Here is a 21,340-nt window from a genome sequence, read left to right as displayed (position 1 = left end):
CGTTGACGGCCGCCGTCCACGGCCAACCCGGATCGGGTGCCCGGTTCGACTGGGGGCTGACCGGTGCGGCCGAACTCGGCCGGGTCTGCGCGGCGCTGGTGGTGGTGGACGTTCTCTCGTTCACCACCGCCGTGGAGGTGGCGGTCGCCCGGGGGATGCGGGTGCACCCGTTCCCCTGGGGTGAGCAGGCGGCCGAGTACGCCGTCCGGGTGGGTGCGACCGCCGCGGTCGGGCGACGGCAGACGACCGCGGACCATCCGTGGTCGCTCTCGCCCGCCGCGCTGAGCAGCGCACCGGTGGTGGCTGACCTTGTGCTGCCCTCCCCGAACGGCTCGGCCATCAGCGCCGCCGCCAGCGCCACCGGCCTGCCGGTGGTCGCGGCGTGCCTGCGCAACGCGCGCGCCGTCGGGCAATGGCTGCGCCGCCAGGGGTACGGCACGCTCGACGCCCCGATCGGCGTGATCGCCTCGGGGGAACAGTGGCCGGACGGGTCGCTGCGACCGTCGGTGGAGGACCAACTCGGTGCCGCCTCGGTGCTGGACGCCCTCTCCGGTGTGCCCGGTGGGCTCTCGGTGGAGGCGGCCATGGCGCTCGCCGCGCTGGCGAGCACTCCGGATCTGCCCGCCGCGGTGCGCGGCAGCGTCTCCGGACGGGAGTTGACCGAGAGCGGCTTCGCCGCGGACGTGGACGTCGCCGTCCGGATCGGCGTGTCCGACGTCGTGCCGGTGCTCCGTCAGGGCGTCTTCTCCGCCGCCTGACCGCGCTGGCTCCGCGCCGGACCGCGCCTGGTCTGCGCTGACCGCGCCGGACCGCGCCTGGTCTGCGCTGACCGCGCCGGACCGCGCCTGGTGCCGCTGACCGGGCGCTGTGATCAACTCGGCTTCCCGGAGGTCGCGGTGTCGCGGTCTTCGGGATGGCCCGACTTCACTGATCACGAGTGGGTCTTGCAGCGAAAACGGCCACCCGGATCTCCGGGTGGCCGTTTTCGCCGTGCTGTGGTGGGGGTCAGTCGTCCAGCCAGTCGAGGCGGCGACCGCCGCGCTCGGTCGGCGGCGGGGTGTCCGGTCGGTTCCGCCCGGCGGGCTGGCCGTAGCCGCCCTGGTCGTAGCCCCGGTCGTCGTAGCCGCCGCGCTGCTGCGGGGGCTCCTGACCGTAGTTGCCGCCCTGGTCGTAGCCACCGGCGGGCTGGCCGTAGCCGCCCTGGTCGTAGCCCCGGTCGTCGTAGCCGCCGCGCTGCTGCGGGGGCTCCTGACCGTAGTTGCCGCCCTGGTCGTAGCCACCGGCCGGTTGGCCGTAGCCGCCCTGGTCGTACCCGCCAGCCTCGGGAGCGCCGTACCCTGCGGTCGGCTCGGCGGCGCGACCACCGTACGGGGCGGTGTCGGACTGGCCGTACCCCTGCCCCTGCTCGGGCTGGTAGACGCCGGTGGCGTACGGGTCGGCCGGGGCCGGGTACTGGGTGCTGTCGCCGGTGTAACGGCCGGTCGGCTCGTCGAACCGCTCGCCGTAGCCCGCTGCGCCAGCGGGAGCCGGCGGGTAGGCCGCGGTGCCGCCCGGGGCGTCGTAATCACGACCGCCGTAGCCGCCACCGGAGGCAGGGGCGTTCCCGTAGCCGGCACCGGAGGCCGGAGCATTGCCGTAACCGGCCGCACCGGCGCCGTAACCGCCCTCGGCGCCGGCCGGGGAGCCGTAGCCGCCACCGGAGGCGGGGGCATTGCCGTAGCCGCCGGCACCGTACCCGGCGGACGCCGGCTCCTCGCCGTAGCCCGCGCCACCCCAACCCTGCTGGCCCGCGCCGCCGTAAGGCTGGGCAGGCGCGCCGTACGGGTCCGGCGGAACATCGTCGACCACCGGGCGGTGCATCATCGTCGGCGCCTCGCTGAGCGCCGCGCCGCCGACCATCGTCGGATCCGCTCCACCGCCGGGCCGACCGCCGACCACGCGGGTCTGGTCGTCCGGACCGCGGAAACCGCCCCGTGCGGGAGGCACCACACCGCCGCCGCCGGCAGCCGCCGGAGCGTCGTCGTCGTCGCCGTTCTCCCGGCGCTTCATCCAGAGCAGCACGATCGTGCCGACACCGGCGGCGACCAGAAGACCACCGAGCAGAATGATCAGGTACGAGCCGAAGCCCCCGCCGTCGTCCTCGCTGTTCGCGGCGTTCGCCGGAGCACCCTGGCTGGCCTCCTCGGTGGGCTCCTCCTCGGTGCCCTCCTCGGTCACCTCGTCGGTGGGAGTGGCCTCGGGGGTGGCGGACGGCGTGGCGCTGGGCGTCGTCTCGGCCTTGATCGCGAGGCTGAGCCGCTGACCGGTGATGGCTTGCCCGGCGCTGGCGTTCAGAGACTTGAACGCCTTGATGTTGTCGAACGACGCGCCCAGGTCGATCCGTCCGGGTGCGATCGGGTTCTGGGTGGTGCCGGTGAAGCGGAAGTTGCCACTGCCATCGCTGGTGGCGTCGTAGCGGTGCCCGGCGGTGTCCTGGAGGACCACGAACGCGTTCGGCACGGCCTTGCCGTCGCCCTGCGCGACCACCTTGCCGGAGACCGACCGCACGGTCTGGTTCTGCGGCGGCGGCGGAGCGGCCTTGCCCTTCACCGTCAGCGAGACGGTGGCGGTGTCCGGGCCTGACTCGGCCTCGACGGCCACCGTGATGGTCGCGGTCGCGTCGCCGGCGTTGTCGTTCGCCGCGATCTTGACCAGCTGTGACCGCGGCTGGTTGCCCAGGCCGGAGAACTCGACCTCACCACAACCGCTGGCGCACCGAACACCCGATGGCAGGCCGGCGAGGCTGATCGTCGCCTTGTCGTCACCGTTACCCGGCGTGACGCTCACGGTGATCGTGGCGTCGCTGCCGGCGTTTACGGTGATCGAGCCGGGGGAAACGTTGACCTCTGCGGCCATGGCTGGTGTGGCGGGGACGGCGAGCAGAGCGCCGGCAACCAGCGCTACGACCACACCGGCCCGCTGCTTCCAGGCACGTCGGTGTGTTGACACGTCCACCGCCTTCCGGGCTGACTTCCCTCTGACCGGCGGGGCGCCGGGCCGGGGATCATCACGGTACGAATACGCCGTCGGCAACTATGCCTTGTCCGACTGCATGAGCGCGACCCAGGGCCAGCGTCGCGTGTCTGGCCTGGGGGTCGTATCGTCCCGTCGTGTCCTCTCCGCACAGTAAGTCCGCAGCCGTCGCGGCCGCGTTGTCGGCGCTCGACGAGGGGCGTACACCCGAACGGCCGGTGTTCCGAGAGGCGGTCCGGTCGTTGTTGGCCGTCCTCGCGGAGCGCGCCCCCGGCCGATCGGTGGAGGTGCGCGTTCCACCATACGGGGCGATCCAGTGCGTACCGGGGCCTCGACACACCAGGGGAAATCCACCAAACGTGGTCGAGATGGCCCCGAACACCTGGTTGGAGCTGGCGACCGGCAGGGTCGCCTGGGTGGAGGCGGTCGCCGATGGGCGTGTCCAGATGAGCGGCAACCGCGCGGACCTCTCGGCGTATCTGCCCCTCTAGTTGTCCCGATGTCCACCCACCGTGACGCTGAGCAGCGAAACCATGACTTTCTGTATTGACGTTGATTCGCGTACACTGTCAGGCGATGACAGTGGTCCCGGCAGGGGAGAGTGGATCCGCCCGTGATCCCCGCCCGGCCGGTCCAGACCAGCATGAGGGAGCGGTAGGTGCCCCGAGGCGACGGCCGGCTGAGCCACGACCTTGATCCCCAACGACCTGGCCCCCAGGATGCCTGCGGCGTCTTCGGCGTGTGGGCCCCCGGCGAAGAGGTCGCCAATCTGACCTACTTCGGCCTCTACGCCCTACAGCACCGCGGCCAGGAGGCGGCGGGCATCGCGGTGAGTGATGGCTCCGGCGTGGTGGTCTACAAGGACCTCGGCCTGGTGGCGCAGGTCTTCGACGAGCCCACCCTGGCCAGCCTGCGTGGTCACCTGGCGATCGGGCACGCCCGATACTCCACCACCGGCGCGTCCAACTGGGAGAACGCCCAGCCGACGATCCGGTCGACGACCTCCGGCACGACCATCGCGCTGGCCCACAACGGCAACCTGGTCAACGCGGCCGAGCTGGAGAAGGAGGTCGCCGAGCGCGGCCTCATCGCGGACGGCTCGACGAACGACACCTCCCTGGTGACGATGCTGCTCGCCAGCCGACCGGACCTGTCGGTCGAGGCCGCCGCGCTGGAGGTGCTGCCGCAGCTGCGCGGCGCGTTCAGCTTCGTCTTCATGGACGAGTCGACCCTCTACGCGGCCCGCGATCCGCACGGCGTCCGCCCGCTGGTGCTCGGCCGCCTCGAGCGCGGCTGGGTCGTCGCCAGCGAGACGGCCGCCCTGGACATCGTCGGCGCCAGCGTGGTCCGCGAGGTCGAGCCGGGCGAGCTGATCGCGATCGACGAGAACGGGCTGCGCTCCACCCGGTTCGCCGCGCCGGAGCCGAAGGGCTGCCTCTTCGAGTACGTCTACATCGCCCGCCCGGACGCCACGATCGCCGGGCGCAACATCCACTCGGCGCGGGTGCAGATCGGCCGGCAGTTGGCCAAGGAGCACCCGGTCGACGCCGACCTGGTGATCCCGGTGCCCGAGTCGGGCACCCCGGCCGCCATCGGGTACGCGGAGGCGTCCGGCATCACGTACGGCGCCGGCCTGATGAAGAACCCGTACGTGGGTCGCACCTTCATCCAGCCGTCGCAGACCCTGCGTCAGCTCGGCATCCGGCTCAAGCTCAACCCGCTGCGGGAGAACGTCCGCGGCAAGCGGCTGGTGGTGGTGGACGACTCGATCGTGCGCGGCAACACCCAGCGCGCCATCGTGCGGATGCTGCGTGAGGCGGGGGCGCTGGAGGTGCACGTCCGGATCTCCTCCCCGCCGGTCAGCTGGCCGTGCTTCTACGGCATCGACTTCGCCACCCGGGCGGAGCTGCTGGCCAACGGGTTGGACAACGACGGCATCCGGCGCTCCATCGGCGCCGACACGCTGGGTTACGTTTCCCTTCCCGGCCTGATCGCCGCGACCGAGCAGCCGAAGACCAGGTTGTGTCGGGCGTGTTTCGATGGGGAGTACCCGATCGAGTTGCCAGCCGGCAACCTGATCGGCAAGCACGTGCTCGAAGGGGTGGGTCGACGCGTCGCCAACTCGACGGCGGAGGCCCCGCACACCAATGGCTCGTCCGTCGCCACTCCGGGTGGCGTTACCGCAAACCGCCCGTAGCACCAACCGGCGCGGCCCGGCTACCGCCGGCGGCACCGAGAACCAAAGGGGAGAACCGTGACGCACGTGTCCGAGCGCAGCGGCGCAGGAAGCAGCCCGACCGGCGCCGGCGGCGACCGCCAGCCGTGGACGGGCGGTGCTGGCCGCCAGGCGCGCAAACGCTCGGTCTCGTACGCCGACGCCGGTGTCTCCATCGACGCGGGTGACCGCGCGGTGGAGCTGCTCAAGTCGAAGGTGCGGCAGACCCGCCGTCCCGAGGTGCTCGGTGACCTCGGTGGCTTCGCCGGTCTGTTCCGGCTGGACACGAAGAAGTACAAGAGCCCGATCCTGGCGTCCTCCACCGACGGGGTGGGCACCAAGCTGGTGATCGCCCAGCAGATGGACATTCACGACACGGTCGGCATCGACCTCGTCGCGATGGTCGTCGACGACCTGGTGGCCTGCGGCGCCGAGCCGCTGTTCCTGCTCGACTACATCGCCACCGGCGAGGTCGTGCCGGACAAGGTCGCCGAGATCGGCGCGGGTATCGCCGACGGCTGCCGCTACGCCGGCTGCGCGCTGCTGGGCGGGGAGACCGCCGAGCACCCCGGCGTCCTGCGTCCGGACGAGTACGACATCTCCGCGACCGGTGTGGGCGTGGTCGAGGAAGCCGACATCCTGAGCCCCGAGCGGGTCGAGGTGGGCGACGTGGTGATCGCCATGCGCTCCTCCGGCCTGCACTCCAACGGGTACTCCCTGGTCCGGCACGTGCTGCTGGGCGCGGCACGGATGCGTCTGGACATCGTGATCGACGACTTCGGTCGGCAGCGGACCCTCGGCGAGGAGCTGCTCACGCCGACCAAGATCTACGCCAAGGACTGCCTCAAGCTGATCGCCGAGGCCGAGGTGCGGGCGCTGTCCCACATCACCGGTGGCGGCATCCCCGGCAACCTGGTCCGGGTGCTGCCCGAGCACGTCGACGCGGTGGTCAACCGGTCCACCTGGAAGCCGCAGCCGATCTTCGACCTGATTCAGACGAAGGGTCGGATCGACGACCACGACATGGAGTCGACCTTCAACATGGGCGTCGGCATGTTCGCGATCGTCTCGGCCGAGGACGCCGACCGGGCGCTGGCCACCCTGACCGGCCGCGGCGTCGAGGCGTGGCAGGCCGGCGAGATCATCGAAGGCACCGGCAACGTGCAGATGGTCGGTCAGCACACCCGAGGATGATCACCCTCCGGTGATCGTACGGGCACCTGATCAGGGCTTCACCCGAGTGGCCATTGCCGCCTAGCCTGAAGGGCACCCTTCAGAGCCGGCGGAGGAGGGCGATGGCTGCTCGGGGACAGTCGTTCAGCGGGATGCGCGGCCTTGCCGCCGTCCCGTCGTACGTCGTCATGCAGCCCACCACCCTCTGCAACCTCGACTGCGCGTACTGCTACCTGCCGTTTCGTGCCGTCGACCGCCGGATGCCGGTGGCGGTGGCCGAGGCGGTCGCGGCCGCGGTCGATCCGTGGGCGGCGGCTGGTCGGTTCTCCGTCGTGTGGCATGGCGGTGAGCCCCTGGCCGCCGGTCGAGAGCACCTGGGCGATCTGATCGCCCCGTTCGGGCCGGCGGTCGAGCACCACGTGCAGACCAACGCCACCCTCATCGACGACGACTGGTGCGATTTCTTCGCCCGGCACGAGATGCGGGTGAGCGTGAGCGTCGACGGGCCCCGGGCGCGTAACGGCGACCGGGTCAACCGGGGCAGTCAGCCGGCGTACGACCGGATTCTGCACGGCATCTCGGTGCTGCGCCGGCGCGGTCTGCCGTTCTCCGCGCTGGCCGTGGTGTCCCGGCCCGAGCCGGGGCTCGCCACCGAGCTGTACGACTACTTCCTCGAGCTGGGCTGCGACGTGCTGGGCATCAACATCGAGGAGACCGAGGGGGTCAACACCCGCGACAACCGCCACGACGCGTCGGCGGTGGCCGCGTTCTGGGCGGAGTTGGTCGGAGCGTGGCGCCGGGAGCCCCGGATCCACCTCCGCGAGATCGAGTGGTCGTTGCGGTACGCCGCGGCGGTGTTGGACAACTCGGCGGACGGGGTGCTGCCCCGCCACCTGGACCCGATCCCGACGATCGGTCACGACGGCTCGGTGATCGTGCTCTCCCCGGAGTTGGCCGGGTTCAGCGATCCCCGCTACGGCGACTTCAGCAGCGGCAACGTGCTGACGACCCCGTTGGCACAGATCCTCGCCGACGCGTCGGCGACGCCGTGGGTGGGGGAGTTCCTGGCCGGGGTGGAGGCGTGTCGGGCGTCGTGCCCGTACTTCGGCTTCTGCGGTGGTGGCCATGCCGCCAACCGTTACTTCGAACTGGGGCGTTTTGACGGTACGGAGACCGAGCACTGCCGCAACAGCAAGATCCGCCTATTGGAGGGAGTGTTGAAGCATGCCCGAGACCACCAGTCACCGGCGGCCTGAGCGCGAAGCGGACGACGGCGTCACCGAACGGGTGCGGGACGCGGCTCCCGCGCTCGTCGCACTGCTCCAGGAGGCCGAGGACGCACGACTGCTGCGTTCGGAGGTGTCGGGCGGGGAAGGATCCAGCGCGGTCTGCGCCTGGAACCACTTCGAGAACATCCCGACGTTCTACAACTGGAACAATCGCCCGCGCTGAGGGAGCCGTTGTCAGGGGCCTGTCGAGCGGCCGGAGTGGATCCGGTCGGGCCAGGCCCCTGATCGTCGGCGACTGCACCTGCACGGGACGTGCGTGAGCACGCGGGGGTTACCGCGTGCTCAGCTGCGTCGAGAGGTCAGCGGGTCGGACGGACCCAGGGATCTGGGTCGTCGTCAGCGTGATCCTCATCATCATCGCCGACGGACTCTTTAGAGTCGTCGTCGAAGTGGTGCTCAGACTTACCAGCACCCGCCAGTTCGCGCTGCAAAGCGGTGAGGTCGGTGTTCGGGGAGTGGTACTTCAACTCCCGCGCCACCTTAGTCTGCTTGGCCTTAGCACGGCCGCGCCCCATGGCTCGACCCCCTCGCACAGAATGCGGGGCAGCCCGAAGGCGGGCCCCGATGACGTCAGGCATCTCTCGTGGCTCTTACGGTACATGGGGATGCCATCGTTCGGCACCTCGGGTTACCGTCAGCCGGCTCTGCGCGTCGCGTCGATCCGACCGTCACCCAGTGTACCGGGTAAGGGGCGGAACGGTTAGCACCCGTGACACCGGACAAACCGCATCAAAAATTGACCCCGGCTCAGCTTACCCAGCGCGGACCGGCATCGGAGCCCGGAGGCGGATCTCGTCGACCCGCCCCCGGGGAGACGCTCAGCGCAGGTGGATCGCGCGCAGCCGGCCGACGTCCGCCATCCGCCGCTCCGCCAGCCGGTCGGCCGCCACCGCCGGGGGCACGCCCTCCGCGTCAGCCAGGTGCAGGATCTCCCGGGTGGTGTCGTAGATGCGGGTCGCCCGCAGCTTCGCCCGGTCGAAGTTGAAGCCCTCGATCTCGTCGGCCACCTGGATCACGCCGCCCGCGTTGACCACGTAGTCCGGGGTGTAGAGGATGCCCCGGTCGGCCAGCAGCTTCTCGATGCCCGGGTGAGCGAGCTGGTTGTTCGCCGCCCCGGTGACCACCTTGGCGCGCAACGCCGGCACGGTGTCGTCGTTCAGGGCGCCACCCAGCGCGCACGGCGCGTACACGTCGATGTCCGCGGCGACCAGCGCGCTGGCGTCGTCGACGAGGGTGACCTCAGGGTGGTTGCTGCGCACCCACGCCAGCGCCTTCGGGTTGACGTCGGTGGCGACAACCTCGGCGCCGTCCTCCAGCAGGTGCCCGGTGAGGTACTTGCCGACCTTGCCCAGCCCGGCCACGCCGACCCGCCGGCCCCGCAGGCTCGGAGTGCCCCACACGTGCTCGGCGGCGGCCCGCATCCCCTGGAAGACACCCCAGGCGGTGAGGATCGACGAGTCACCGGCGCCGCCGTGCTCCACGCTGCGCCCGGTCACGTAGCGGGTCTCCCGGGCCACCACGTCCATGTCCGCCACGTACGTGCCGACGTCACAGGCGGTGTAGTAGCGACCGCCCAGCGACTCCACGAAGCGACCGTACGCGCGCAGGAGCGCCTCGCTCTTGATCTGCTCCGGGTCTCCCCAGATGACGGCCTTGCCGCCGCCCAGGTCCAGCCCGGCGAGCGCGTTCTTGTACGCCATCCCGCGGGACAGGTCCAGCACGTCGGCGAGGGCGTCGTCCTCGCTCGCGTACGGGTAGAAGCGGGTGCCGCCGAGTGCCGGGCCCAGCGCGGTGGAGTAGATCCCGATGATCGCCTTCAGGCCGCTCTGCTTGTCCTGGCAGAACACGACCTGTTCGTGACCGGTCGATACCGGGTCGTCGGTGCTCGCGAATACGCCCATTGTTGGCTCCTACTGTGGTGTGCGTCCTTGTGGGACGCGGACCTGGTGGACCCCGGCGGGGATGCTGCCGGTGTGATCGAGCCTAGTATCGGCCGCCGGGCGGGCGCTCGACGCGCCGCCGCCGTCCCACGGTGCGGCGCGCGTGCTCCGGCCGCTGACCGCGTACGGGCGTGGTTCGTGGGAGGATCGCGCGGTGCCGTCGCTCTTCGCTTCTTACCTGCGCGTGTACGAACCGCTGGCCGCGTTCGATCGGGACCGGCAGAGCTACTGGCGCCGCTACGTCTCGGAGGGGCGCGCGATCGCCCCGGTCGAGGGGCCCGGTCGGCAGCGGACGGCGGTGATCGAGGCGCTCGGCGCCGGCTGGACCCGGCTGCCGGACCTGCCGGAGGAGGCGTACGTCCTGGAGACGGACGACGGCCTGCTGGTCTGCCCGTGGAACCTGCGCATCCGGGTCGCTGAGGCGGCGCTCAGCGCCCGGGACGGGGTGCCCTCGGTGCTCGCCGACGCCTTCGTGCCGCCGGTGCTCGCCGGGCAGGCCAGGGCGGTGGTCGAGGACTGGCGCAGTGGCGCCCGGGTGCTGGAGCACGGGGTGCCGCGGGTGCACGAGCAGATCGCCACCTGGGGCGTACCGCTGCGGTGGTTCGTGCTCTTCGACCCGGCGGAGCGGGACCTGGTCACCCAGCCGGGCCGGCGGGCGTTGCGCTACCGCACCGAGATCTCCAAGGCTCGACGCCGCTCGTCGCGGGCGCTGTCGGTGCTGCGCAAGTCGGTGGGCGAGGCGCCGATCACCGAGGCGGTGGAGGAGGCGGCCCGCTGGCTGGAGGAGTTCCATCCGCGGTCCATGGTCGAGCTGGACTACGGCGGCCTGGTCGACCTGCTCTCCGACGAGACGCTCGCCGCGGACGACTCGCCCGAACTGGTCGCCGGCGGCCTCGCGGGCCTGTCGCGCGGCGAGGCCGAGGAGGCGTCGGCCGCGTACGACAAATTGGTCGCACGGTGGCGCGCGGTGCAGCTGTTGGAGCGGTGCAACTAGGGCATATCGCCTTAGGAGCGCTCCCAAGGTGAGTTGTGCTCGTAGTTGACGCATCACGAACCGTGATCATGAGTCCTAATAAGGTACTTTCTGCCGTGTAAAAGTCGTAAAAATCGGGCATGGTTCATCCGTCCGTCTAGGGACCTTCATCCGTTCGGCCCATGTCGGACATCGGGGACTAGCCGGACCATGGGAGACGCGTCGGCCGGCGGGACCCCGGCCGATGTCTATACATGTGGAGGAGTGACCGATGGCATCGCGAACGCACGAACCAGAGCCGCTACTCACGCCGGCCGAGGTGGCGTCGATGTTCCGGGTCGACCCGAAGACGGTGACCCGGTGGGCCAAGGCTGGCAAGCTCAGTGCCATCCGCACCCTGGGTGGCCACCGTCGGTACCGTGAGTCGGAGGTCAGGGCGCTCTTGCAGGGCCAGATCCCGCAGCAGCGGCAGGGCGACTGAGCGGCAATAGTTCTTCGAAAGGGGCGGTGGATCTCGATCCGCCGCCCCTTTCGTATGCCCCGGCGAGCACGACCCCGACCGCGCGTCGGGCCGCCGGGTCAGCGCCGTGGCTCGGCCAACGTCACCCGGATGCCCACGGTGCCGCCCTCGCCGCGACGCAACCGGCTGCTCAGCAGACTCAGTCGACCGATCACGCGATACTTGTGCTTGAGCAGGTCGCGGATCCGGCCGGTGTCGCCACCTCCGTAGAGCGTCGCGTGAGCTGGCACCTCCGCCCCGTGTGGTCGGCCCCGGACGTCGCACGGGGCGACGGTCACCTCGCCGTTGCGGCGGATCCGCTTCACCTTGCCGGAGTCGGCCCGGGTCCAGACCGCCAACGCCTCGCCGTCGCGCACCGCCCAGACCGGCGTCGGCACCGCCCGACCGTCCTTGCGAAAGGTCGTGAGCAGGATGTACTTCTCGGCCGACAGCCGGTCCAGCATGGTCACGCCGCCAGGATACGGCCGGTACGGGCCACTGAGTGGCCAGATAGCGTGAACGTCGTGACGGTGCAGCCCCAGATCGGTGACGTGGTCGGCGAACTGCTGCGGGACACGCTCGCCGTGGCCACCGGGGTGGGCCCCCGGCCCCTGGTCGGTGGCCGACTACCGCGGCCGGTCATCGAGATCATCGAACGGGACGACGGTCTGATCAACGGCGCCCCGTCCGCCCACTACCTGGACGGGCCGGCGGAGTGGCAGCCGTACGACCACCGCGCGGTGGAGCGGGCGCACGGCGAGACGCTGGACATCGGCACCGGAGCCGGCCGGATCGCGCTGCTGCTCCAGGAGCGCGGCGTACCGGTCACCGGGTTGGACACCTCCGCCGGCGCGCTGGAGGTGAGCCGGCGTCGCGGTGTCCGGCGGCTGGTGCACGGCACCGTCGACACGCACGTCGCCGACGGGTCGCGGTACGACACGTTCCTGCTGCTCGGCAACAACCTCGGGCTGTTCGAGGGACGCGAGCGTGCCCCCGAGTTCCTGGCCGCGCTGGCCGCGCTGGCCCGACCGGGCGCGCAGATCATCGCGCAGGGCACCGACCCGTACGGCACCCGCGACCCGGTGCACACCGGCTACCACGAGCGCAACCGACGACGCGGCCGGTTCGGTGGCCAGCTGCGGCTGCGGCTGCGCTACCGCGAGTTGAGCACCGAGTGGTTCGACTACCTGGTCTGCTCGGCGGACGAGTTCGCCAGCCTGGTGCACGGCACCGGTTGGCGGCTCGCCGATGTGGACGACCGTGACGCCCCCTACTACCTGGCCACCCTGCGCCTCGTCGACTGAACGCCGACGGCCCCCGCTCACCGCCGGGCGGAGAGCGGGGGCCGTCCGTACGTCTCAGACCTGGACGGTCGGGGGGAGCTGCTCGGGCGGCAGGCCGCCGTCGCCGTCGACCACCTCGTCCGGTTGGCCGTCCTCGTCGATGTCGACCATGGTGATGTCCACCTTGCCGTCACCGTCGGTGTCGAACTGGAACAGGTCCGCCTTGCCGTCGCCGTCGGTGTCGACCACCCACACGTCGGTCTTGCCGTCGTTGTTGGTGTCGGCGCGCAGCAGTTCGACCCGCTCGTCGCCTCGGGTCTCCACGGTCTCCCCGTCGGTGACGCTCTCCGGTGCCTGGCTCATGTCGATGCGGTCCTTCCCTCGGTTGACGGGCCGTCATTACCCGATCCGGCGCTCCCCCACGCATGGGCCGGGTCGTCGTGCTGTCTAGGGTCGCACCATGAGCGAGCGGAGCGGGCGGGACACCCGGGCCGGCGCAGCGGGGACCCCGCGCGTCGGCGGGCGGGACAGGGAGGCGTGATGAGCGATCGTTTCGTGGTCGTCGGTGCCGGCACGATGGGGCTTGGCATCGCGTACGTGGCGGCCGACGCCGGGCACGCCGTCGAGTTGGTCGAGGTGAACCCCGAGCGGGGTGCGGCCGCGCTGAACCGGCTCGCCGAGCTGTGGGAGCGGGCGGTGCAGCGCGGGAAGCTGAGCGCCGACGAGGCCGCCACGAACCGGCAGCGGGTGACCCTGCGTCCAACCCTCGCCGAGGTCGTTCCCGCCCCCCAGGTGATCGTGGAGGCGGTGCCGGAGCGCCTCGACCTCAAGCGTGCGGTGCTTCGGGACGCCGCCGCGCTGCGTCCGGCACTGCTGGGCAGCAACACCTCCAGCATCGCCATCGGGGCGCTGGCCGCCGGGCTGGACGCGCCCGAGCGCTTCGTCGGCCTGCACTTCTTCAACCCGGTATGGGCGATGGCGCTGCTGGAGATCGTGGTCGGCCCGGCCACCGCCGAGGAGACCACCGCCGCGGCCGTCGCGCTCGCCGGCCGGCTCGGCAAGGACCCCGTCGTCGTACGCGACATGCCCGGCTTCGCCACCTCCCGGCTCGGGGTCACCCTCGGGCTGGAGGCGATCCGGATGGTCGCCGACGAGGTGGCCGGCCCGGCGGACATCGACAAGGCCATGGTGCTCGGCTACCGGCACCCGATCGGGCCGTTGGAGCTCACCGACCTGGTCGGCCTCGACGTGCGGCTGGACATCGCCCGCACCCTTCAGGCCGCGTACGGGGACCGCTTCGCGCCGCCGCCGCTGCTGGTGGAGATGGTGGCCGCCGGGCGGCTGGGCAAGAAGTCCGGGCAGGGCTTCTACCGCTGGGAAGGCGGGGTCAAGCAGTGAGCGCGAGGAGTGAGCTGGCGAGCCCCGCAGTCGCGAACGGAAGGTGGGCAGAGTGAGCGGGTTGCGGGTCGAGGAGCGGCCGGACCGGCTGGTGGTCACCCTGGACCGTCCGGAGAAGCGCAACGCCATCGACGCCGACCTGATCGCCGAGCTGCACCAGGTCTGCGCCGAGTTGGAGGCCCGCCCTCGCCTGTTGCTGCTCACCGGTGGCGCGTCGGGCATCTTCGCCGGCGGCGCCGACATCGGCCAGCTCCGCGAACGGGGTCGAACAGACGCCCTCGCCGCGATCAACTCGGCCGCCTTCGCCCGCATCCGGGCGCTGCCGATGCCGACCGTGGCGGCCGTCGACGGCCCGGCGTTGGGCGGTGGCGCGGAGCTGGCGTACGCCTGCGATCTGCGGGTGTGCACGTCGCGGGCGGTCTTCGGGCAACCGGAGGTGCGGTTGGGCATCCTGGCCGGCGCCGGCGCGACCCACCGGCTGCCGGCGTTGATCGGCGAGGGCCGGGCCAAGGAGCTGCTCTTCACCGGTCGGCGGGTGGACGCCGCGGAGGCGCTGCGGATCGGCCTGGTGAACCGGGTGGTGGACGAGCCCGGCGAGCTGCTGACGGTGGCGGACGCGTTGCTGGACGAGATCGCCCTGGGCTCACCGTTGGCGGTGCGGCTGACGAAGTTGGCGGTGGACGCGCCGGCCGCCGCGCACCCGCACCTCGACCTGGTCAGCCAGGCGGTGCTCTTCGAGGACGATGAGAAGCACCGCCGGATGACCGAGTTCCTGGAGCGCCGCCGGCCGCGCTGATCCCGCGTACGCGCAAACGGCCGCACCGGCGCGAAGCCGGTGCGGCCGTCGTGGTTTTCGAGCCTGCCTACTGCCGGATCTGCACCCCGGCGTCGGCCAGCCCGCGGATCACCTGGGCGGACTCACCGAAACCGATGATCAGTACGGCGTCCGCGCCGAATTCCTTGATCTCCTTCGCGCCGCCGCTGAAGTCGACCGGAGCGGCCTTCGCGTCGGCCGGCGGCTCGTACGTCAACAGCTTGAGCCGGTCGTTGGCGATACCGGCCTTCTCCAGCTCGTCACGGACGGTGCCCTGCAAACCCTCACCGTAGGAGTCCTTGCGGGCGACGATGACGATCTTCTGTGAGCCGTCGCGGAGGATCACGTCGGCCAGCGCCCGGCCCTGGAGGCTGTCCGGCGGGGCGGTACGGAAGTAGAGGCCCTCGTCTTCGACGTCGGTCAGGCTGCTGTCGGTGTTGGACGGGGAGAAGAGAATCTTCCCGGCCCGCACCACGTCCGGCAGCACCGCCCGGGAGATGCCCGAACCGCCGGCACCGATGATCACGCTGACGCCGTCCGTCACGTGCTTGGCGACCGTCGCCTTGGCCACCGCCGGGTTGGTGCCGTCGTCGCCGTCGAGCCACGTCACCGGCTTGCCGAGTGCGCCACCAGCGGCGTTGATCTCCTTGATCGCCAGCGCTGCGCCGGCGGCCATCGGCGGGTAGGCGATCGAGAGGTCACCGGTCTTCGGCAGCAGGCCGCCCAGGATCAGCGGCTCCTGGTCGGCGGCGGCGTCACCCGGGCGCTGCTTCTTCGGCTTCGGCGGGGCCTTGGTGCTCGCCGCCGACTCGATGCCGGCGCCGACGAACTCGGTCTTGCCGTCGTTGATCTGCTGCCCGTCGAAGGTCAGCGTCGCGTAGCTGGCGGTGGCCGGCTCACCCTTGTCGGTGAAGCCCGCCCGGGTCAGCGACACACCGCGGTACTCGATGTCCTGCCCGTTGCGGGCCAGCGCGAGACAGCTCGCCGGGTCTTCGCAGCGCTGCCCGTCGTTGGTCACGGCGACGATCTGCTTGGTGATGGCGGCCGGGTCGGTGCTCCCGGCCAACTGGGCGGCGAGCACGGCGATCACCACCGCGTCGTACGTCTCGGCGGAGTACACGAAGTCCGTCAGCGCCGGATTGACGGCCCGTAGCCGGCCCTTGAAGTCGTCCGGCAGCGGCACGAGGGGCGTGGTGCCCTTCATCCCGTCGACGAGACTCGCCCGTTCCTTCAACTCCGCTGGATAGGAGTTCAGCATGTTGCCGTCAGTGCCGTAGAGGCGCACCTGTTGGGCGCTGGCCTCTTCGGGCTTGTCATCCCCGCAAGCGCTTGTGGCGAGCAGGATCGTCGCGCAGGCAGCCAGTGTGGCTACCCGCGAGCGGCGTGATACGAACATGGTCGTCCTTCCTCCGGCGAAGGTCCGCTGCGCACATTAGCGTGCCGAGGCCGGCGGCGGGACCGTGGAGGCGGCGTAATGCGCAGGTAGCTCACGTTGAACACCGACAGTGACGGTTGCCGGGGTGCTTGACCGGCCGTCCTACTGTGCGCTGCGTGACGGACCTACCACAGCAGACGTTCGATGACGCGACCGCCGTGCTCCGTTCGGCGCTGACCGGCGATGGAGAAGCGGTGGTGGGAGCCTTCGACGCGGTCGTCGACCGGGCCGGCCTGGACGGCGCGTACGACGTCGCCTGGTGCCTGGCCGCGACGATGCTCGGTGACGCGCCGGCGGCCAGCGGAGCGGCGCTCGACTTTCCGGGGATCGACCAGGCCGGGTACGACACCCGCTGGGTGGCCCGCTTCGTCAGCGCGTACGCGAATCGGGACGAGCCGACCGGTGAGGCGCTGTTCGGCGCGGCGGCCGCCGACGGGCTGCTCCCCGACTGCCTGCTCACCCTCGCCGGTTCGACGATCGCCACCCTGCGCAGCCGCGCGGAGTGACCGCCCGCCGGGTCGCGGCGTCCGTCGGGGGGCGGACGCCGCGACCGTGCGGGTCGCTCAGAACGCGTGGTACGCGATGAGCGGTTCGTACTCGTACCGCAGGTTCTCGAAGCGGACCCGGAAGTTGACGCCGTCCCGGACATTGGTGGCTACCGTGATCCAGCCCGAGTTGGCCGGCAGGTAGGTCCAGTAGTTGCAGGCGCCCGTCTTGTCGACGAAGATCACGCACGCGTCGGTGGCGTACACGCTCGCGTTGCGCACGTTGATGTCGCGGCAGCGCGTCGTGGTGCGGTACTGGCCGGCTGAGCCGCCGTAGCGCCCGGTCTCGAAGTACGACCGGACCGCCCCGCCGTAACAGGTGGCGAGCGGGGCGAACAGGTTCGGCCCGGAGCTGACCGGCGTGGTCGGTGTGGTCGGCTCCGCCTGGGCGGGCATGCCGACGGAGAGCAGAGCGATGGCCGTGGCGACGGCGAGCAGACGAGCGGTCGGGGATGGCATCCGTTCGTTCCTCCAATCATTTGGTCAACAGTCCGTATTGGACTGATCATCTGGCCGTGACGATGATACGTATCGATTGATTGCCGCGCGGCCCCGGTGATGTCCGGCCCGTGTGGTAGCTCTTTAGGCATGTCCGAGGCCATGCTCAGCAAGGTGCGCAAGCTGTTGGCCCAGGCCGAGGACCCGGCCTGCACGCCGGCCGAGTCCGCCGCGTTCACCGCCAAGGCGACCGAGCTGATCGCCCGCTACGGCGTCGACCGGGCGCTGCTCGCCGCCCGGGACCCGACCACCGACCCGGTCGGCGATCGGGTGCTGGACGTCGTCGCCCCGTACGCCCGCGACAAGGTCGGCCTGCTGGCCGCGGTGGCCGAGCCGCTGCGCTGCCGCTGCGTACGCCGTCGACAGGGCAACGGCTTCACCCTGCACCTCTTCGGCTTCGCCAGTGACCTGGAACGGGTCGACCTGCTCTTCACCTCACTGCTCGTGCAGGCGGCCCACGGCCTGGCCGCCACCGAGGTGCCCGCCGACGACCACCCCGCCGCCTTCCGCCGCTCCTGGCTGGCCGGCTTCGCGGAGGTGATTGGAGGCCGGCTCTGGGCAGCAGAGTCGGCGGCGGCCAGCGAGTCGGGCACCCCGTCGGTGGCGCTGGTGCTGGCCGACCGTTCCGACCGGGTGCAGCGCCGGCTCACCGAGGAGTACCCGCGGCTACGGACGGCACCGCCACGTCGGTTGGGCGGCACCGGCTTCGGCGCGGGGGCGGAGGCCGGCGAACGCGCGAACCTCGGTGGTCGGGACCTCGACGGCGCCGCCGCCGGTCGGCGGCTCGGCCGGTGACCCGGTAGGCCGTCAGGCCGCCGTGCTGGGGCGATGGCGCGACACCGTGGCGACGTAGCGGGTGAGCAGCTCGTGCCAGCCGGCCGTGAGCGCCTTGCGGTAACCCTCGGCGGCCTCGCCGTGCCGGTCGAAGTGCCGGTGCTCCAGTTCGAGCCGGGTCTGTTCCGGCCCCTCGGCATGGAACAGCACCTCGACCTCGCTCGCGCGGGCTGGGTCCGGCACCGGTGCCCGGTCGGGGCCGATCTGCCACGCGAAGACCAGTCGGCGGGGCGGATCCCAGGTGAGCACCCGGCCCCAGTCGGCCCGGAAACCGTACGGGCCGATCTCGTAGAGCATTCCCCCGGCCCGGGGCTCCATGCCCAGCTCGGCCAGTGCGGCCGGGCCGGACCAGGTGTATTCGGTGACCCACCAGTCGGTCAGCTCGTCGCTGAAGACCGCGAATGCGTGCTCGGCGGCACCCGGGACGAGAAGGCTGCACCGGAGAGAGAACTGGCCGACGTCCTGCCGGATGTCGGCCGGATCAGTCAATTCCTGTCCCATAGGCCCGGACCATACCGGCTGATGCCTCGGTGTGCAGCTTCGCGCGGTGCCCGGTTCCAGACAGAGGGTCGTCAAGTCGTCACCGACGGGATGCCCGGCCGGAAAGCGGGTAACCGCGCGGACGACCGGGACCTTCGTGCGGGTGGGCGGGAGATCATGAGCGAGAACGCGCAGCAACGAGGGCCGGACCGGACCGTCGACGACGCAGACCCGGACGTCCTGCTCGACGTTCCGAAGGTCACCGTCGACTCCATCCGACTGGCGGTCGACGGCCTGGAGGCCGACCTGTCGCTGCGGGCCCGGGTGGCCAACCTGCTCCAGGTCGACGCCGGCGTACGGGTGCGCCTCAACGGCGGCGAGTTGAACATCGACGGGGTGAACGCCGAGGCGCAGCTACGGGTGCGGTTGGAGCAGTTGACCACGATCCTGGGCCGCGCGCTCGACACGCTCGACCACAACCCACACATCATCGAGATGCTCGCGCGTACCGCCGGCGCCGCCGTCGACGACGTGAACCGCGGCGGCCAGCAGCTGGCCGCAGGAGCAGCGGAGATCAAGGCATCGAGTCGACGCTCGGACGACGTCCGCGACGAGCCGAGCCGGCAGGTCGGCGCGGCCAGCCCGGTGGCCGACCGCGACCGACTGGGCTCCGATCGGACTCGTTCAGGTCGGCCATCGGTCGCTGGCCGGTCGGGTCCCGATCGCCATGGTCTGGAGCAGCCGGAGCTGGATCAGCCTGGGCCTGGTCGGTCGGATGCTGGTCGACCGGATGCGGGTCGGTCCGAGGCTGGTCCGGTCGGCTCGGGACCGGGTGCCGGCGGTCCTGGACCGCGAGCCGGCGGCCCAGGGCCGGCCGACCAGGCGCAGCCGCAGGGCCAACGTGCCGAGGGTCAGCGTTCGAAGGGCCGTGAGTCAGAGGCCGGCCCGCCGGCTGCCCAGGGCTCGGAAGGTCAGCGGCACGAGCGTCCGGGTCGCACCGAAGAGGCCCGCAAGCAGTCGGATGGGTCGGGTCCGAGCCCGTCTTCCGGTGGCGGCGACGGTGGTCTGCCGAGCGCGGCGCAGACCGCAGCCCAGTTCGCCGAGCAGGCGGGGGAGACGCTGCGAGAAGCCGGACGCAGCGTGTGGGAGGCGATCCAGGGCAGCGTGGCCCAGCATCGTCCGCCGGGCCGCCGCGACCACTGACGAGGCACCGGTCCCGGTCGAGCAGGGCGTGTTTCCGACTGGTGGCCACGCGAAGGGCGCCAAGATCCGAGCAATGTCAGGGAAGGTGCTGCCTCAGCCGGTCGGGAGGCCGCACTTTCCCTGATAGTGCGCGGGCTGCCGCTCGCAGGTGTGGTCCGGCGCGTCGCCCGGCCATGCTTTCCCGCAAGATCGTGCTCGATCCTTGATGCAGTGGCCTCGTCCGCAGTCCGAGACCACTCTCTCCTGGATCGAGCACGATCTTGGAGGTGGCGGCGATGTCGCGAGCCGTATAGCGATGCCGGGGTCCCGTTGCGCGTCGCGATGCCGGGGTGAGGCTGACGTCGGCACAGTCGCGCAGCCCGGGTTCGGGGAAATGGCGGAAACAGCAAGATCCCCACCTGCGTATTCGCTGGTGGGGACCTCTGTAGCCCGGCGAAAGGCTATGTGGCCAGGGGCGGGGTCGAACCGCCGACCTTCCGATTTTCAGTCGGACGCTCGTACCAACTGAGCTACCTGGCCCTGTCTCGGCACATGTTACCCGGCAACCGGACGAACCGGCGGCAAGGCAACCTGCTCCGATACGCAGAACGCCGCGCGGGGCGCGGCGTCAGCGCTGCGGTCCTGACGGGACTTGAACCCGCGACCTCCGCCTTGACAGGGCGGCGAGCACTCCAACTGCTCCACAGGACCTAGCTTGTGTTGCTCCGGCTTGCGCCGGCCTTGCTCCGGCTTGCGCCGGTCGTGCCCCCAACGGGATTCGAACCCGTGCTACCGCCTTGAAAGGGCGGCGTCCTGGGCCGCTAGACGATGAGGGCGGCCCCGCCATCATTGCACACTCGCAACTTCAAGCGGACTTGCTCCCATCCGGCCCCGCCGGAGGCTTCGAAAGCATACGTGATGCTCCGTCGGTCGACAAAATCGGTGTCGGCAAGGGCTTAGGGCGGGTCATAACTGCAGGTCAGAGCGGTGCTAGCGGAGTCGGGTGATGCCGAAGCGCTTCTTCAGGTCGGCGATCACCTTCGGGCACGCGGCGAGCGTCGCGGCCCGATTTCCGCCCCCGTCGTGCAGGAGAACGATCGCGCCGGGGCGGCTGGCGGCGTGGATTCGCTTGCCGATCGTGGCCGCGGTCGGCTTGTCCCAGTCCTGCGGGTCGACCGACCAGTGCAGCGGACGCATGCCGAGCTCCTTGGCCACCCTGACCACCTCCGCCGTCCACCGGCCGCCGGGCTGCCGATAGAACGACACCTTCGCGCCCGGAACGGCCTTCTGGATGGCCTTGTTGGTGCGCTCCAGGTCGGCCCGGATCTCGCCGAGGGGTCGACGGGCAAGCTGGAGGTCGTGTTGCCAGCTGTGGTTGCAGAGCTGGTGTCCCTCCCGGACGATCCGCCGGATCAACTCCGGGTGACGCTGTGCCTCGCGACCGACGACGCAGAAGGTCGCTGTCACCTTGGCGGCCTTCAACTGGTCGAGCACCTTGGGCGTCCAGGCCGGGCTGGGCCCGTCGTCGAACGTCAGGGCCACCGGGCGTACGCCGGTGTTGCGCCCCAGGCCGGAGGGGAGCTTGGCCGGCAGCGGCCGCAGTGGCGGCTTGGCCGGCTTGCTGACGCTGGGGTGCGGCGTCGGGGTGGGTGTCTTCGATTCCACCGGCTTCGGCGCGGCGGCGGGCGTGATGGTGCGGTGTGGCTGGGCGCAGCCGGACAGGAGCAGCGCCACGGCGAGGACGGACGCCAGGATGGCGCGGGCTTGCAT

The 21,340-nt window shown here is 71.1% G+C and carries 23 protein-coding genes and 3 tRNA genes; 14 read left to right on the top strand and 12 right to left on the bottom strand.

The features are described 5' to 3' along the window. Positions 1-2: 2 nt before the first annotated feature. On the top strand, positions 3-758 hold the full coding sequence (locus ACZ6NZ_RS03480) for a 2-phosphosulfolactate phosphatase (RefSeq protein WP_465855927.1): 756 nt from the start codon (positions 3-5) through the stop codon (positions 756-758). 247 nt (positions 759-1,005) lie between these two features. On the opposite strand, the gene ACZ6NZ_RS03475 is transcribed toward ACZ6NZ_RS03480, so the two are convergent. Beyond that, complete coding sequence (locus ACZ6NZ_RS03475) at positions 1,006-2,988, bottom strand: hypothetical protein (RefSeq protein ID WP_465855373.1); 1,983 nt, start codon at positions 2,986-2,988, stop codon at positions 1,006-1,008. A gap of 161 nt (positions 2,989-3,149) precedes the next feature. On the opposite strand from ACZ6NZ_RS03475, the gene ACZ6NZ_RS03470 reads away from it, so the two are divergent. From ACZ6NZ_RS03470 to amcA, 5 genes are all read left to right on the top strand, one after another. Continuing rightward, positions 3,150-3,503: a sterol carrier family protein gene (locus ACZ6NZ_RS03470; protein ID WP_465855371.1), complete on the top strand. Its 354-nt coding sequence runs from the start codon at positions 3,150-3,152 to the stop codon at positions 3,501-3,503. A 167-nt stretch (positions 3,504-3,670) separates the two neighbouring features. Further along, a complete protein-coding gene (gene purF, locus ACZ6NZ_RS03465) occupies positions 3,671-5,209 on the top strand; it encodes an amidophosphoribosyltransferase (protein WP_465855369.1) in 1,539 nt (512 codons plus the stop codon). Positions 5,210-5,266: 57 nt separating this feature from the next. Then, positions 5,267-6,421 (top strand): phosphoribosylformylglycinamidine cyclo-ligase, encoded by a 1,155-nt coding sequence (gene purM / locus ACZ6NZ_RS03460; RefSeq protein WP_196920530.1) that lies wholly within the window; start codon positions 5,267-5,269, stop codon positions 6,419-6,421. A 131-nt stretch (positions 6,422-6,552) separates the two neighbouring features. Next, positions 6,553-7,656, top strand: a complete 1,104-nt coding sequence (amcB, locus tag ACZ6NZ_RS03455) for a cyclophane-forming radical SAM peptide maturase AmcB (RefSeq protein WP_465855925.1) — start codon at positions 6,553-6,555, stop codon at positions 7,654-7,656. After that, positions 7,625-7,852 (top strand): multiple cyclophane-containing RiPP AmcA, encoded by a 228-nt coding sequence (gene amcA, locus ACZ6NZ_RS03450; RefSeq protein WP_366606039.1) that lies wholly within the window; start codon positions 7,625-7,627, stop codon positions 7,850-7,852. The genes amcB and amcA overlap by 32 nt, the downstream gene beginning before the upstream one ends. 136 nt (positions 7,853-7,988) lie before the next feature. Here the strand turns inward: amcA and ACZ6NZ_RS03445 are convergent, their stop codons facing one another. Both ACZ6NZ_RS03445 and ACZ6NZ_RS03440 read right to left on the bottom strand, forming a co-directional pair. Next, positions 7,989-8,204, bottom strand: a complete 216-nt coding sequence (locus ACZ6NZ_RS03445; RefSeq protein ID WP_124821603.1) for a DUF3073 domain-containing protein — start codon at positions 8,202-8,204, stop codon at positions 7,989-7,991. A gap of 303 nt (positions 8,205-8,507) precedes the next feature. Further along, the gene (locus ACZ6NZ_RS03440) at positions 8,508-9,590 is read right to left on the bottom strand and encodes a Glu/Leu/Phe/Val family dehydrogenase (protein ID WP_145796214.1); all 1,083 of its coding nucleotides are present in this window, start codon (positions 9,588-9,590) and stop codon (positions 8,508-8,510) included. A 193-nt stretch (positions 9,591-9,783) separates the two neighbouring features. Here ACZ6NZ_RS03440 and ACZ6NZ_RS03435 point away from each other — a divergent pair, with 193 nt between their 5' ends. Both ACZ6NZ_RS03435 and ACZ6NZ_RS03430 read left to right on the top strand, forming a co-directional pair. Further along, positions 9,784-10,623: a DUF8083 family protein gene (locus tag ACZ6NZ_RS03435; RefSeq protein ID WP_366606034.1), complete on the top strand. Its 840-nt coding sequence runs from the start codon at positions 9,784-9,786 to the stop codon at positions 10,621-10,623. Positions 10,624-10,873: 250 nt separating this feature from the next. Next, entirely contained in the window at positions 10,874-11,083 is a 210-nt protein-coding gene (locus tag ACZ6NZ_RS03430; RefSeq protein WP_007073996.1) for a BldC family transcriptional regulator, read from the top strand. Positions 11,084-11,181: 98 nt separating this feature from the next. Here ACZ6NZ_RS03430 and ACZ6NZ_RS03425 read toward each other — a convergent pair whose 3' ends face one another. After that, on the bottom strand, positions 11,182-11,571 hold the full coding sequence (locus ACZ6NZ_RS03425; protein ID WP_357206845.1) for a PPOX class F420-dependent oxidoreductase: 390 nt from the start codon (positions 11,569-11,571) through the stop codon (positions 11,182-11,184). A 54-nt stretch (positions 11,572-11,625) separates the two neighbouring features. Here ACZ6NZ_RS03425 and ACZ6NZ_RS03420 point away from each other — a divergent pair, with 54 nt between their 5' ends. Continuing rightward, on the top strand, positions 11,626-12,405 hold the full coding sequence (locus ACZ6NZ_RS03420; protein WP_465855365.1) for a class I SAM-dependent methyltransferase: 780 nt from the start codon (positions 11,626-11,628) through the stop codon (positions 12,403-12,405). A gap of 54 nt (positions 12,406-12,459) precedes the next feature. Here the strand turns inward: ACZ6NZ_RS03420 and ACZ6NZ_RS03415 are convergent, their stop codons facing one another. After that, complete coding sequence (locus ACZ6NZ_RS03415) at positions 12,460-12,747, bottom strand: hypothetical protein (RefSeq protein ID WP_238660820.1); 288 nt, start codon at positions 12,745-12,747, stop codon at positions 12,460-12,462. A 177-nt stretch (positions 12,748-12,924) separates the two neighbouring features. Between ACZ6NZ_RS03415 and ACZ6NZ_RS03410 the strand changes: the two genes are divergently transcribed. Together ACZ6NZ_RS03410 and ACZ6NZ_RS03405 are read left to right on the top strand one after the other, a co-directional pair. After that, on the top strand, positions 12,925-13,782 hold the full coding sequence (locus ACZ6NZ_RS03410) for a 3-hydroxyacyl-CoA dehydrogenase family protein (RefSeq protein ID WP_465855362.1): 858 nt from the start codon (positions 12,925-12,927) through the stop codon (positions 13,780-13,782). A gap of 52 nt (positions 13,783-13,834) precedes the next feature. Then, on the top strand, positions 13,835-14,578 hold the full coding sequence (locus ACZ6NZ_RS03405; protein WP_465855360.1) for an enoyl-CoA hydratase/isomerase family protein: 744 nt from the start codon (positions 13,835-13,837) through the stop codon (positions 14,576-14,578). Between the two features lie 67 nt (positions 14,579-14,645). Here the strand turns inward: ACZ6NZ_RS03405 and ACZ6NZ_RS03400 are convergent, their stop codons facing one another. Further along, the gene (locus tag ACZ6NZ_RS03400; protein ID WP_465855358.1) at positions 14,646-15,992 is read right to left on the bottom strand and encodes an ABC transporter substrate-binding protein; all 1,347 of its coding nucleotides are present in this window, start codon (positions 15,990-15,992) and stop codon (positions 14,646-14,648) included. Between the two features lie 155 nt (positions 15,993-16,147). Here ACZ6NZ_RS03400 and ACZ6NZ_RS03395 point away from each other — a divergent pair, with 155 nt between their 5' ends. Beyond that, positions 16,148-16,537 (top strand): hypothetical protein, encoded by a 390-nt coding sequence (locus tag ACZ6NZ_RS03395; RefSeq protein WP_465855356.1) that lies wholly within the window; start codon positions 16,148-16,150, stop codon positions 16,535-16,537. Positions 16,538-16,594: 57 nt separating this feature from the next. Here the strand turns inward: ACZ6NZ_RS03395 and ACZ6NZ_RS03390 are convergent, their stop codons facing one another. Next, a complete protein-coding gene (locus ACZ6NZ_RS03390; RefSeq protein ID WP_366606023.1) occupies positions 16,595-17,035 on the bottom strand; it encodes a hypothetical protein in 441 nt (146 codons plus the stop codon). Positions 17,036-17,164: 129 nt separating this feature from the next. On the opposite strand from ACZ6NZ_RS03390, the gene ACZ6NZ_RS03385 reads away from it, so the two are divergent. After that, positions 17,165-17,869 (top strand): DUF2786 domain-containing protein, encoded by a 705-nt coding sequence (locus tag ACZ6NZ_RS03385; protein ID WP_366606021.1) that lies wholly within the window; start codon positions 17,165-17,167, stop codon positions 17,867-17,869. A gap of 12 nt (positions 17,870-17,881) precedes the next feature. Here the strand turns inward: ACZ6NZ_RS03385 and ACZ6NZ_RS03380 are convergent, their stop codons facing one another. Beyond that, positions 17,882-18,409, bottom strand: coding sequence for an SRPBCC family protein (locus ACZ6NZ_RS03380; protein ID WP_465855354.1), 528 nt, complete (start codon positions 18,407-18,409; stop codon positions 17,882-17,884). 156 nt (positions 18,410-18,565) lie between these two features. Between ACZ6NZ_RS03380 and ACZ6NZ_RS03375 the strand changes: the two genes are divergently transcribed. After that, positions 18,566-19,591, top strand: a complete 1,026-nt coding sequence (locus tag ACZ6NZ_RS03375) for a hypothetical protein (protein ID WP_465855352.1) — start codon at positions 18,566-18,568, stop codon at positions 19,589-19,591. 445 nt (positions 19,592-20,036) lie between these two features. On the opposite strand, the gene ACZ6NZ_RS03370 is transcribed toward ACZ6NZ_RS03375, so the two are convergent. From ACZ6NZ_RS03370 to ACZ6NZ_RS03355, 4 genes are all read right to left on the bottom strand, one after another. Next, a tRNA-Phe gene (locus ACZ6NZ_RS03370) sits at positions 20,037-20,110 on the bottom strand. Positions 20,111-20,207: 97 nt separating this feature from the next. After that, positions 20,208-20,281 (bottom strand) — tRNA-Asp (locus ACZ6NZ_RS03365). 52 nt (positions 20,282-20,333) lie between these two features. Then, positions 20,334-20,406, bottom strand: a tRNA-Glu gene (locus tag ACZ6NZ_RS03360). 154 nt (positions 20,407-20,560) lie between these two features. Further along, complete coding sequence (locus tag ACZ6NZ_RS03355) at positions 20,561-21,340, bottom strand: polysaccharide deacetylase family protein (protein ID WP_465855350.1); 780 nt, start codon at positions 21,338-21,340, stop codon at positions 20,561-20,563.

The sequence above is a fragment of the Micromonospora sp. NPDC047756 genome (assembly GCF_055587245.1).
Note: the sequence above shows the minus strand (reverse complement) of the source record. Positions and strands in the feature narration are given on the sequence as shown.